Origin of the sequence: Wolbachia endosymbiont (group A) of Melieria omissa, assembly GCF_964031125.1 — a bacterium.
In the GTDB taxonomy this organism is placed as follows: domain Bacteria; phylum Pseudomonadota; class Alphaproteobacteria; order Rickettsiales; family Anaplasmataceae; genus Wolbachia; species Wolbachia pipientis.
In genome coordinates this window covers 14,952-27,458 of record NZ_OZ035007.1, presented here as the reverse complement: position 1 = coordinate 27,458, position 12,507 = coordinate 14,952, and the positions used below count along the sequence as shown (strand labels likewise).

Annotated in this window: 8 protein-coding genes, 1 tRNA gene and 4 pseudogenes; 7 read left to right on the top strand and 6 right to left on the bottom strand. The window is 33.3% G+C overall.

The features are described from left to right. Positions 1-18: 18 nt before the first annotated feature. Positions 19-438 (top strand): annotated as a pseudogene (locus ACQH2Q_RS00115) (IS4 family transposase); the annotation flags it as partial. Between the two features lie 13 nt (positions 439-451). On the opposite strand, the pseudogene ACQH2Q_RS00110 reads toward ACQH2Q_RS00115, so the two are convergent. From ACQH2Q_RS00110 to ACQH2Q_RS00100, 3 pseudogenes are all read right to left on the bottom strand, one after another. Continuing rightward, a pseudogene (locus ACQH2Q_RS00110) lies at positions 452-625 on the bottom strand (IS4 family transposase); the annotation flags it as partial. A gap of 104 nt (positions 626-729) precedes the next feature. After that, positions 730-1,881 (bottom strand): annotated as a pseudogene (locus tag ACQH2Q_RS00105) (IS4-like element ISWen1 family transposase); the annotation flags it as partial. Between the two features lie 651 nt (positions 1,882-2,532). Further along, positions 2,533-2,661, bottom strand: a pseudogene (locus ACQH2Q_RS00100) (DnaJ domain-containing protein); the annotation flags it as partial. Positions 2,662-3,285: 624 nt separating this feature from the next. On the opposite strand from ACQH2Q_RS00100, the gene recA reads away from it, so the two are divergent. From recA to plsY, 6 genes are all read left to right on the top strand, one after another. After that, complete coding sequence (recA, locus tag ACQH2Q_RS00095; RefSeq protein WP_010963008.1) at positions 3,286-4,353, top strand: recombinase RecA; 1,068 nt, start codon at positions 3,286-3,288, stop codon at positions 4,351-4,353. Positions 4,354-4,540: 187 nt separating this feature from the next. Then, a complete protein-coding gene (locus ACQH2Q_RS00090; RefSeq protein ID WP_007548750.1) occupies positions 4,541-5,233 on the top strand; it encodes a phosphatidylserine decarboxylase in 693 nt (230 codons plus the stop codon). Then, positions 5,230-6,000, top strand: coding sequence for a CDP-alcohol phosphatidyltransferase family protein (locus tag ACQH2Q_RS00085; RefSeq protein ID WP_015589351.1), 771 nt, complete (start codon positions 5,230-5,232; stop codon positions 5,998-6,000). The genes ACQH2Q_RS00090 and ACQH2Q_RS00085 overlap by 4 nt, the downstream gene beginning before the upstream one ends. Before the next feature lie 22 nt (positions 6,001-6,022). Beyond that, positions 6,023-7,366 carry an alanine/glycine:cation symporter family protein gene (locus ACQH2Q_RS00080; protein ID WP_213863214.1) on the top strand — a complete coding sequence of 448 codons (1,344 nt, stop codon included), beginning with the start codon at positions 6,023-6,025 and terminating at the stop codon, positions 7,364-7,366. A gap of 1 nt (position 7,367) precedes the next feature. Next, a complete protein-coding gene (locus ACQH2Q_RS00075) occupies positions 7,368-8,834 on the top strand; it encodes an alanine/glycine:cation symporter family protein (RefSeq protein ID WP_155969383.1) in 1,467 nt (488 codons plus the stop codon). Between the two features lie 12 nt (positions 8,835-8,846). Further along, complete coding sequence (plsY, locus tag ACQH2Q_RS00070; RefSeq protein ID WP_265024077.1) at positions 8,847-9,425, top strand: glycerol-3-phosphate 1-O-acyltransferase PlsY; 579 nt, start codon at positions 8,847-8,849, stop codon at positions 9,423-9,425. Here the strand turns inward: plsY and ACQH2Q_RS00065 are convergent. The 3 genes from ACQH2Q_RS00065 to ACQH2Q_RS00055 all read right to left on the bottom strand — a co-directional run bounded on the left by ACQH2Q_RS00065 (position 9,416) and on the right by ACQH2Q_RS00055 (position 12,338). Next, positions 9,416-11,290, bottom strand: a complete 1,875-nt coding sequence (locus ACQH2Q_RS00065; protein WP_264339520.1) for a hypothetical protein — start codon at positions 11,288-11,290, stop codon at positions 9,416-9,418. The genes plsY and ACQH2Q_RS00065 overlap by 10 nt on opposite strands. A gap of 52 nt (positions 11,291-11,342) precedes the next feature. Next, positions 11,343-12,239 (bottom strand): cation diffusion facilitator family transporter, encoded by an 897-nt coding sequence (locus tag ACQH2Q_RS00060; RefSeq protein ID WP_006280506.1) that lies wholly within the window; start codon positions 12,237-12,239, stop codon positions 11,343-11,345. Between the two features lie 26 nt (positions 12,240-12,265). Then, positions 12,266-12,338: transfer RNA gene (locus tag ACQH2Q_RS00055), tRNA-Val, on the bottom strand. Between the last annotated feature and the right edge of the window lie 169 nt (positions 12,339-12,507).

The following is a 12,507-nucleotide window of genomic DNA, read 5'->3' as shown; positions in this document are numbered from 1 at the left end:
CTTTTAGTGAGAGAACCAATGAATAAAATAACTTGCTTATCAAAAAAGCTCAAAGAATTTTTTAATGAAAAAGCAGAGAAAATCTCAATTACAACAAGGTTTATAAAAAGAAAGAGAAAGCTAAAAGGTTCATCATTCGTAAAAGCCATGGTCTTGGGTAATATAGGAGTTGATAATTGTAGCGTAGAAACAATGTGTCAATTACTAAACGAGGACTCGATAGATATAACAAAACAAGGTTTGGATTTTAGATTTACTGAAGAAGCAGTGGAATTTATGAAAAGGATGTATAATGAATCTGTGATTCTCTTTAAAAATATCTTGCAAGTTGATTGCAAAATCTTACAGCAATTTAATAGTGTTAAATTATTGGACAGTAGCTATATTACTCTACCTAACAGTATGGAAGAGATGTATAAAGGTTATGGTACTAGCTACCATACGCGTCAAGTTAAGAGATTGTGAGCAAATTTAGAGAGGTTAAAGTGGATACTCTAGCCCTTCTACGTTTGTCTTTTAATGAAAATCGCGACCAAGTTATAGTGAGTTTTTTAAGAAATGCTTTTAAACTATTAATTTTGGTTAATACTAAAAATAACTCTCTAACCCGCCTTTTTAGCTCAATATAGCACTTCTCGCAATAGTCCGAATAGGATAAGATATGTGCTTATGCCTATGGTAGAGCAGTAGCATATTATGATCTGTTCGGATTATTGTAAAAAGAGCTATAAATGCCTTTGTTAAGCTAAGTTCTGTATTCTTTTTCACTTCTGTGCAACCAACTATGCCGTGAAATATAAGAATTGCGCACAATTTAGCATATAGTTCACATAATACTCTGCATGGCTTTCCTTTTAGCTTATCAAGCCTGATATGGCTTTTATACAATTTAAATAATAACTCAATTTGCCACCTTACTCTGTAAATCGTTAATACTTGCTCAGCACTAATTTTATTTTCTGGAACATTAGTTATAAATATTGACCAGTTCAACAATTTTTGATTTCTTTTAGAGGATGTATATCCCTGCGATCTTGCTAATCTATTAGCTTTCCTTCTTCTGGCCATAGACTGTTCTTCAGTTAGTTTCTGACATATAATTCTTACTCTAATTTTTGCTTCTTTTCCTAACAATACCTCGTTTTCTAAAAATAACTTATCCTCTAAACATTCTAATAACTCCATTTTTTGATTTGTTTCTACATCATATATGTTGGTATCGGATTTATAACGACTTATGAAATAAGCTCCTATTTCATTGATTTGTTTAAAAGAACTTGGCACAAAATAACCGAGATCAGATATTAGCAAATCATTGCTTAATATATTACTTAAATGTTTCCTATATCCCTGGTCTGATCTTACCCCCTCCGTTAAATTAAGTTGGTCTATTATCTGATTCATGTAGTCGAAAACTAATTGTAACTTTATTCCAGACTTAGTATTGCTTTCATAGCCACTGTAGCTAGTACCATAACCTTTATACATCTCTTCCATACTGTTAGGTAGAGTAATATAGCTACTGTCCAATAATTTAACACTATTAAATTGCTGTAAGATTTTGCAATCAACTTGCAAGATATTTTTAAAGAGAATCACAGATTCATTATACATCCTTTTCATAAATTCCACTGCTTCTTCAGTAAATCTAAAATCCAAACCTTGTTTTGTTATATCTATCGAGTCCTCGTTTAGTAATTGACACATTGTTTCTACGCTACAATTATCAACTCCTATATTACCCAAGACCATGGCTTTTACGAATGATGAACCTTTTAGCTTTCTCTTTCTTTTTATAAACCTTGTTGTAATTGAGATTTTCTCTGCTTTTTCATTAAAAAATTCTTTGAGCTTTTTTGATAAGCAAGTTATTTTATTCATTGGTTCTCTCACTAAAAGTATATCTGGGAGAACTTATACCTTATTATTCTATCTCTTTCATACCTTTATTTCCTTAACTTGACGCGTATGGTGGCTATAACAGCCCTAATGCGTAAAATTATAGTAATTGCTAATACAAGACTTAAAGAAGCAATTAATTTGCATACTTAAAAATCTTCACAACGGTAACTGAAATTGGCTAATGAATATGTGCGTCCACACAGACTTAAAGCACATATTCATTAGCTTAAGCAGAAATTGCTGTGGTAGCTGTTTGATATAAAATTCTATTTCTATGACAAACGGGTTTTTATTGCCCATATAATTTGCAAAATTACACAAATAAAAAAATTTTTAAAAAACATAGTTGATACCATTAATTATTAAAAATGCAATTGATGTGAAGGATACTAAAAGAACTCCTAAGAGATTTGAATAAGAAGAATATTTTACATAAGCAGTTACATTATTGTTAATTGACTGCTGCTTATTATAGAGTTTATTTCTGCACTTATCATCTAAGTATTTTTGCAATTCTTCATAACTGCGACTCCACAACTTACCGCGTAATTCTTTTATTAAATTATTTCTTTTATTGAGACCTTTCTCCAATGGCTCTATTATAAATTCTTCAAAAAATGGCTTATTTAATGCAATAACCTTAAATTTCTCCTCCGCTTCTTTATTGTTTGGGTTTTTATCTGAGTGATATTTTAACGATAATTTACGGTATTGTTGACTAAGCTTTTTCTTAATATTCTTAATGTCAGAATTTACCACATCCTCCTTTTGAATATTAAATGTTAAAAACAACTGCTTTAAAGCGTGGTACTCATTTTCATTCAAAACATTTCTAGCCACATTACACCTACAAATTAACTAACTATTAATGTTCTATAATATACATATTTCCAAACTATGTCAATTATTTCATAAATATCTTTGGTAAAAATTATTTCTGTTATGACTAGCATGATAAGTGTATGAAGCGACTAAAATTGTCATTACAGCGCTTAGTGTACGACAGTGCTCCAACATTTAGGGTTGCAGTTTTCATGGCAGATCTGAGTAGCTGACCCATCTAAGAGGTGTCATTCAAGTAGCTGACACTGGAATGGCTTTGTTGCATCGCACCTTATACGGTAGTAATTTACAATAAATTCATGTAGCCATTTCGAATTTAGTCATTTCAGTGTTGGCTACTTGGATGACACCACCTGCTATGCTGCAAATTGCAACGTTCGTACACTAAAGTATAGTGTGTTACTAACGAAGGCAAACAAATATCTGCTTTATGAAAACGTTAATATTTTTCATTGAAATAATACATAAATACTAGAAAAACCTTGGCAGGTTATTCGCGTTTGATTATCATAGAGAATTATATAAATTAATAAATGATCTATGGCAAGTAACCCAGAAGAAAGAAATAGTGATAAACAAAAAGCGCTAGATAACGCAATAAGCCAGATTGAAAAAGCATTCGGTAAAGGTGCAATAATGAAGTTGAAGCAAAACCCTGTAGAAAAAATAGACACAATATCCACAGGATCAATTGCGCTTGATTCGGCTCTAGGTGTTGGAGGTCTGCCAAAAGGGCGTATAATTGAAATATTTGGCCCCGAGAGTTCTGGTAAAACCACTCTTGCCTTGCACGTGATTGCTGAAGCACAAAAAAAAGGAGGATCATGCGCATTTATCGATGCAGAACATGCATTGGATGTCTTATATGCTCGTAAACTTGGGGTAAGCACTGATGATTTAGTGATTTCACAACCAGACACTGGAGAGCAGGCGTTGCATATTGTTGAGTATTTAGTGTGTTCTGGTGCGGTTGATGTGATAGTTATTGACTCTGTCGCAGCATTAACTCCAAGAGCTGAAATTGAAGGTGATATGGGTGATCAACATATGGGGCTGCAAGCAAGGCTTCTAAGTCATGGGCTACGGAAACTAACCTCTGCCGTTTCAAAAGCGAACTGTATATTGATATTTATTAATCAAATTCGTATGAAAATAGGAGTAGTGTATGGAAATCCTGAAACTACCACGGGTGGAAATGCATTAAAATTCTATACTTCTGTAAGGCTTGATATAAGAAAAGTTGGTGTAATAAAAGACAAAGAAAATATTACAGGTAATGAAACAAGAGTTAAAGTTGTAAAAAATAAAGTTGCTCCTCCATTTAGAGAAGCGAAATTTGATATAATGTACAATGAAGGTATATCAAAACTCGGAGAAATAATAGATATGGGAGCAAAGCTTGGTGTGCTTGAAAAAGCAGGCGCTTACTATTCATATAACAACACACGTCTTGGGCAAGGAAGAGAGAATGTAAAAACTTACCTAAAAACAAACAAAGAAGTCGCAAATGAAATAGAAACGAAAATCAGAGATTTACTCAGAAATCATGATAATTCTATCATAATAGACGAGGATAGTGAGCAACTTTTAGAAGAATCAGTTTTCTGATCTAAACTTAGGCATTAGATTTTGTGTTGGACGGGTTGTTACAGTATGACGGTAATTCTATGTGCTAATATAACAATCTGTAATGTTACCTTGTATCAAAAAGACTTTGCTGAAGCAGTTAAAAAAAGCTTTTCATGAGAAATTATAAATGATAAATTGTTAACAATAGGTTATTGTTAATAAGATTATGTGTTTTGGTTTACCTAATATAAACAGGGAAGGTTATTCATTTATAGTAGTTTCCTTTATAGTAACGTGTATAGCATTCTCTATATCTTGGGGGTTTGGCGTTACGTGCTTGTTTCCGACATTATTGTGTACTTATTTCTTTCGTGATCCAGCAAGAGCTGTGCCAAACAATAAGAATCTTATATTAAGTCCTGCTGATGGTGTGATTTCAAAAATTGAAGAAGTTAATTATCCTTTATCAGCAGAAAACGGAGAGGAGAAGAAGTTTACGCTTGTTAGCATATTTTTAAGTGTTTTGAACGTCCATGTGAACCGTATACCAATATCTGGTACGATAAAGGAAATGAGTTATAAAAAAGGCAAGTTTGTATCCGCAATGAGCAATAGGTCTAGTAATGAAAATGAAAAGCAGGTTATTGTAATTGAATACGAAAAGGGGAAAGAAATTATTGTGGAGCAAATAGCTGGATTAATTGCACGTCGTATCGTTTGTAATTTAGGAATATCCCAGAACGTAAAAGCAGGTGAAAGGTTTGGAATTATAAGGTTTGGCAGTAGAGTGAATATCTATGTTCCTGCTGATACAGAAGTCAGAGTTTCAGAAGGGCAAACTGTTATTGGTGGTGAAACAATTATAGCAAACTTAAATAAGGAAAACGTTCAAGAGAAGCTTACTTTTGACGTTATATGAATAACGATGGAAGTAACAGTAGATTCTTACCTATTACTAAATTATTCCCAAACTTTATAACTTTATTGGGTTTATGTTCTGGTCTCACTTCACTTAAATTTACATTTAATGAACAATGGGAATTCTCAGTAATTTTTATCATCATTGCAGCAATAATAGATGGAATGGATGGCAGAATAGCTAGAATTCTAAAATCAACTAGCGATTTTGGAGCCCAACTTGATTCTTTTGCAGATTTTCTAAATTTTGGTGCAGCGCCTGCATTTCTTTTGTATTTTTGGAAGCTAAACGAAATCAAAGTCATAGGTTGGATTTTAGTAATGATATACGTAATCTGCATATCAATAAGACTTGCAAGATTTAATGTTTCGCTACACTCAGAACAACCATACTGGGAAAAATTTTTCTTTTCTGGTGTTCCAGCTCCAGTGTGTGCTTTACTTTCTTTGTTACCAATAATTATTACCTTTCAATCTCATGAGAGTGAATACTTACTTCTCATAGAGCGATTTTTTAACACAAGAAACGTAGCTTGTTACTTTCTGGCCATTTCATTTTTTTCGATAAGTCACATTCCAACTTTCTCTGCAAAATATATTTATATTCCCAAAAGCCTATCCTATATATTTGTGTCATTTTTTGGAGTACTTATTGTATTTTTCATCAGTAAGCCCTGGATGACTCTACCAATTTTAGGTATAGTGTATACACTTACTATTCCAATAAGCATCGGGTTTTACATATATTTTACATATAAAACTCGTTAGCTAACAAAAAATAGAAAACTGCATGATTTTGAAGATAAGTGAACTATTAAATTCATTTCTGTATATAAAGATATTCAACATTCCATTTATAATTATTTGGGTAATTGCAACTGGAATCTTTTGTACTGCCCAGTTCAAATTCATTAACTTTAGGTTACTTAAATATGGAATACAGACGCTATTCAATCTAAAGTGTAATAACAGCAACAATGGCATAATCACTCATATTCAAGCGTTTGCAACAGTAATTTCAGGAACAGTTGGTCTTGGAACAATATCAGGAGTTGCAATAGCTATCACAATAGGGGGCCCAAGTGCAGTTTTTTGGATGGTAATTACCGGAATACTTGGTATGTCGATAAAGTTTGCCGAGGTGGTGCTTGCATTTACTTATCGCTCTGAAAATACAACTGGCGGGGCTTTTTATTACATGAAGTACGGGCTTGCAAAAATTGGATTTGCAAAAACTGGTAGATTTCTTGCCTTCACTTATGCGATTATGCTACTTATTGCAATGATTTTGGGCGGTATACCATTTCAAGCAAATCAAATAGCAGCACTATCAAATAACCTCCTAGAATACAACGCATCCATTATTATATCCCTGCTTGTCTTTATTGTAATATTGGGAGGAATAAAGCGCATTGCTTTCGTTTCAACGAGCTTAACACCAATTATGATAGTGCTATATGTGGGTATGTGTATATATTTAATTTATGTAAACGGAAGTAATTTGCTGAATGCTCTATCCATAATATTCCAAGATATCTTCAATAAATCAGCTATAGGAAGCGGAGTATTGAGCGGATTAATAGCCGGAGTGAGAAGATCAGTGTTTGCTAACGAAGCAGGTACCGGAACAGCAGCTATAGCACATTCAGCTGTAAAAGAAGAAGATCCAATTAAAGTTGGGTGCGTTGCAATGATTGCACCACTTATAGACACAATATTAATCTCATTTTTGACTGGTATTGTGATAATTATCACTGGTATGCATAGCACTGATAACGTGGGTGATATTACACTAATTAGTTCGATATTTTCAACAGCTTTGCCCTTGTTCAGCAAGTTAGTTTTTCCGCTAATGATGTTTTCCTTTGCATTTTCCACAATAATAGCTTATTGTTACTACTGTGAAGTTGCTTTGCTGTATTTATTTGGTAGTAAAAAAATACTGATACCGTTCCAAATTCTTATAGTGGTTTCAGTGTATATCAGCTGTATGTCAAAGAATATAGAATTTATATCTTATCTAGGTGACAGTTTGTTTATGTGCCTTATGATTCCAAATGCTGTTGCAATATATCTACTAAGAAGGGAAGTTTTGAATACAATAGATTCTTATTACAATTCTAAAGGGTATTAACATGATTTATAGATTGCTTTGTATGGTGTTATTTTGCCTATTGTTTAATGATGTGTACGCTGCTTCAGGTTTTTACGAAAGTTATGACGCTGTGTTGAATGGAATAAATAACTTCATGAATGAAGTACTGTTTTTCAAGATCCTTTACGTGCCATTTATAATCCTTCTACTAGTTTTTGGTTATGTGTTTCTAACATTACGTTTTGGATTTCTCAACATAAGAATGTTTAAGCATGCGTTTGCTATTTTATGTGGAAAATATGACACGAATCACCATGATGGTCATATTACGCATTTTCAGGCATTTATGACTGCACTTTCAAGCACAGTAGGCCTTGGAACTGTTGCTGGAGTCGCAATTGCAGTTTCAATGGGTGGACCAGGAGCGGTGCCTTGGATGATGATTACAGGTTTTTTTGGTATGTCAGCAAAATTTGCTGAGGTAACGTTGGCGTTTAGACATAGAACAGAAGATCAGGACCAATTGTTTAGTGGTCCCTTTCAGTATATAAGGAATGGTCTGGAGGAATTTGGATTTAAAAAACTTGGTATTGTCCTGGCTGCCATGTATGCAGTATTCTTTGTATTATCAGGTCTTGGTGGAAGTGTAGCGTTTCAAACCAACCAAATGGTTTCAATATTATCTGGCTATTCAAGTTGGGTAGATGGTCACTCTTGGTTTCTTTCTTCCATAATTTCTGCGCTGCTTGCTCTAGTGATTATTGGCGGAATTAAAAGGATAGCTAGAGTATCTTCTGCACTAGTGCCTATTATGTCACTTATATATATCTTTAGTTGTATTATTATTATTGCATTTAATATTCATAACCTTGGTTATACGTTGAAAATATTATTTTCCACTATGATAGATTTCAATGCTGTTGGCGGAGGGATGGTAGGAGCATTTGTTGCTGGAATTCAAAGGGCAATCTTTGCCAGCGAAGCAGGTGTTGGTTCTGCTTCAATTACTCATGCAACAACTAAAGATGAAGAACCAGTAAGAACTGGACTAGTCGCTATGATAGAACCATGCTTTGACACAATGTTAATTTGCTGTTTAACAGGAATAACAATAGTAATAACAGGTGCATACCAAACAGGTGTTGGTGAGGGAATATTAATTACTCACAAAGCATTTGAGACAGTTTCTCCATGGTTTCCTATCCTTCTAACAGTAGCTGCTCCTTTGTTTGCATTTTCTTCAGTAATTTCGTTTGTATATTGTTGTGAAATGGGGTGGCTATATTTATTCGGTGCAAAAAGTATAGTGATATACCGCATAGCGGTAATAATTGTGGCTTTTTTCTCTGGTCTTTCTAAAGATATAATGGCTATTGCCAATATCGGTGGAACTTTATTCTCTTGTTTAGCTCTCATCAACATGACAGCGCTTATACTGTTTAGTAATCAGATTAACGATGAAGTTCAGTGCTACCTAAAAAGGCTGAGGAATAATAAAATTAATTAGGTTCTTGGTATAATGGAAAAGCATGTAGTCCTTATACTGTCCTACATACTCGGTTCAATACCGTTTAGCTTAATCATTACAAGAATAAAAGGGATAAACTTAAGAGAAGTAGGTTCAGGAAACATTGGTGCTACAAACGTTGCAAGGACGGGAAATAAATTTCTTGCTGCTTTGGCATTATTTCTGGATTCCTTTAAGGGATTTATTGCCGTTTATATAGCACAACAATTTTGTGATAATAACGATTTTTATATATATGTATCTGCAATTTTAGCAGTTTTAGGACACATGTTTCCTATTTGGCTAAAATTCAGTGGAGGAAAGGGCGTTGCAACCACTCTAGGGATACTGATAGCATTTAACATCGATATTACTTTAGTATTCGTAATAATTTGGATAATAGTCTTTCTTGCCTTTAGATACTCTTCCCTTGCTTCACTCAGTGCTACTTCAACGGCTGTAGCATGGTCCTTTTTTTTTCAGAGGAATTTGTTCTTAACATTACTAATTATAGGAGCACTGGTCTTCCTAAAACACCACAGAAATATTGTGAATCTTCTGCAAGGTAAAGAGTATAAATTTTATAGATAATGTACTGCCAAATTATTGACACTTAAACTACGAGACAAATTGCTTGACGGTATGATTTTGTCCTCTTTGTTTAAGTCTATGATTTTTGCTTTTGTTATATTCTCTACTTCTTGAGGTGTTAAAAGACCATCTTCAATGAATTCCTTTTTTGTTTCTCTTATTTTTTCATAAAGTTGAGTAACGTGATCTTTATTTCCTTCATATACACTTTCAATTTCTAACTCTAGCTTATGTGAAGCTCCTTTTTTTAACATTTCATCCATTGCTGCTTTTGTTACTTTTAACCTTTCTTGCAAAATTTTCTTTATTTTTTCCTTATCATTTTCGTTATTTTTACTGAGTTCTACATATACCCTATAACATCTTTTTTCTCTTGGGAGCATTCTTAACCCATCTAACATGCTAATTATCTGACCTTCAATAGTCTTCTCAGCCTTTAATTTAAATTCTGCTACTTCTTCTATTATCTTATTAGCTATTCTCTTAGCTCCATCCAAAGATGAATCCTTGAGAGAAAAATCTGTCTCGAGTAGATCTCGATTTAATAGCTCTAAGAATACTTTTTTTCCGATGTTTTCGAGTAAACTTTCTTGGTCATCTAAATCATGCTCCTGCAGTTTATTTCTCATGTGCTGAACCAGCTCACAACATTGTAATTTATTTAACTTTATAGAGCTAATATTTTTCATTAACGTCAGCACAATTTGTTCACTATATTGAGAAGTAATACTCAATAATTTTCTCATTAAAGGAATACTTACTTCTGAAATAAAATCATCAACTATTTTTTGACTTTCATCGTCTTCATAACCATTTTGAACGTCATACCAAGCCTTAAGAATTTCTTTATTGTTTTTCTTGTTTTTTAACCTGTCTAACATAAACTCACGTGCTTTATTTTGTGCTTCTGAGAGCAACATTTCCCTTGGGGGAGTAAATCTAATTTCTGGATCAGGATGAATACCCTCTAGCGTGCTTAACATTCTATAGATAATACCGGTGAAGCAAGTGTTAGGAATTCGCTCTTTTCTAGAGAAAGTTTGGCTATCAATTAAATTAGAAATCAATGCATCCTTTTTACTCTTAACGGCTTCTCCGTCTCCATCATTGCAAGCCCTTAAAACTAAAAGCAGAACCTGCCCACCTGTAAAGCCGGAGCTATGCTTTTGATCATCTTTGCAAAAGTCATCTAAAAATGCAATTACTCTTCCTTTATCCTCATCACTAAACTCATATGAATTGTTTATATATCCAATGAATTGAATATATTCATCATTTTTGATTACGTCTTCAGGTACTTGTTCACTATACTTACCTTTTAATTTATCAATATTTTTAATGATATCATCATTTAATTGATGGGGCAGTAAATGTTCAAGCTTAACATCAAAACTATTAACCATACCACGTAAATTCTCTTTTATACCTTCCAAAAAGAAATTTATAGAAGCTTTAAGCAGCGTAAATGGGTTAAAATCTTTTGGCCTTAGTTCACTCTGCAATAAAATTAATAGCATTGTAAGTGGTATAGTTCCCAGTAACGAAATAAGCAAGAAAGTGGTAGTGAAAGTTAGATATGTTATGAAAGCAGAAAACAAGAGGAAGGCTGCTACCTTGATTGTATTGTTTTTAAAAAATATTTCCCAATATTCCCTTTTGCTCATTTTTTGCTGTTTTGCCGTTTTTATTTCTTTGTAGATATAAAGAGTTTTAATTTCAGACCTGAAGAACATAGTACCAAGAGAAAAAAGAACATTAACAGGATTAGTGATAATGCTTAACGAGACAAAAGCTCCAAAGTAGCTAACAAATTTTAGCTTACTAGAATCCTTTGAAGGAAATTGTATTTGAGAAATACCTATCATAGCTTACCTTCAACATCATTACACTCTAGTAATAGCATAATAATTTAAAACGTCAATGTTTAAGTATCTTATTATCCGCACACTCATCGTATTCGATCTCGACTGTAGAGTGTGCTATCTCGAACTTATCTAGCAATATTTTTTTTATTTCATATAAAACATTGGTGTGCTGCACATTTTGCTTTATTTTAGCATGCATGGTAATTATAAAATAATTATCAGACAGCGACCATGTATGTATGTGGTGCACATCTATCACTTCAGGTAATTCTGATGTGATCTTACTTTTTATCTCTTCAGCAGATATACCCTCAGGCGTACCTTCAAGGAGTATATGGCAAGAATTTTTGAGAATTTTATAGCCGCTATTTAGAATTATCACACTAACAAATACTGATAAGATTGGATCTACTATTTGCCATCCAGTAAGCATGATAATTATAGATGCAAGTATAGCAGCTACAGAACCTAAAATATCTCCTATAACGTGTAGTACAGCACTTTTTATGTTTATATTGCTCTCGCATTTACTATGTAATATAAAAAAGACTATTATGTTAGAGACAAGACCGAGTGTAGCAATTATTAACATTACTTTCCACTCAACATTGACTGGAAAAATAAACCTCTTTATTGACTCAATTATAATGATTACTGCAATGAGGAATAGAGTTAAACCATTAACAAATGCTGCAATTATCTGCAACCGATGATATCCGTATGATCTCTGCAAATCGGATTTCTTAGCTGAAAACCTATGTGCTAACCAGCTTAAAACCAAGGCAAAGAGGTCAGTGAGCATATGCCCTGCATCTGATAATAGAGCAAGCGAATGTGAAATTATTCCACCTACTATTTCCATAAACATTGTTATCGCAACTATTATTATGGAATAGATTAAGCGCTTGGACTGCGCTGCTGAGTGTTTACCGTTATGCACTGCTGTCATATAAAATCTTTTCATAAACAAAAACGTGGGTAACACTGGGTTCGAACCAGCGACCGCTTGCACGTCAAGCAAGTGCTCTACCAACTGAGCTAATTACCCATCGTGGTTTTAGTATAGTGCTTTGGTGGAATGAAAGTCAATAAACCACTTTGCTTTTGTCCTTGTCCAATGTGATTCCGGAATATAGCTGTATAGAATTTCAGCCATATTCTAAATTTTACATATTAAGTTAACTATCTATACTTTATTTATTAAGATATAAATCATA

Coding starts and splice junctions, on each gene's coding strand:
- ACQH2Q_RS00065 (WP_264339520.1), bottom strand. CDS start 11,290: ATGATAGGTATTTCTCAAATACAATTTCCTTCAAAGGATTCTAGTAAG.
- plsY (WP_265024077.1), top strand. CDS start 8,847: ATGGAAAAGCATGTAGTCCTTATACTGTCCTACATACTCGGTTCAATA.
- ACQH2Q_RS00060 (WP_006280506.1), bottom strand. CDS start 12,239: ATGACAGCAGTGCATAACGGTAAACACTCAGCAGCGCAGTCCAAGCGC.
- ACQH2Q_RS00080 (WP_213863214.1), top strand. CDS start 6,023: ATGATTTTGAAGATAAGTGAACTATTAAATTCATTTCTGTATATAAAG.
- recA (WP_010963008.1), top strand. CDS start 3,286: ATGGCAAGTAACCCAGAAGAAAGAAATAGTGATAAACAAAAAGCGCTA.
- ACQH2Q_RS00085 (WP_015589351.1), top strand. CDS start 5,230: ATGAATAACGATGGAAGTAACAGTAGATTCTTACCTATTACTAAATTA.
- ACQH2Q_RS00090 (WP_007548750.1), top strand. CDS start 4,541: ATGTGTTTTGGTTTACCTAATATAAACAGGGAAGGTTATTCATTTATA.
- ACQH2Q_RS00075 (WP_155969383.1), top strand. CDS start 7,368: ATGATTTATAGATTGCTTTGTATGGTGTTATTTTGCCTATTGTTTAAT.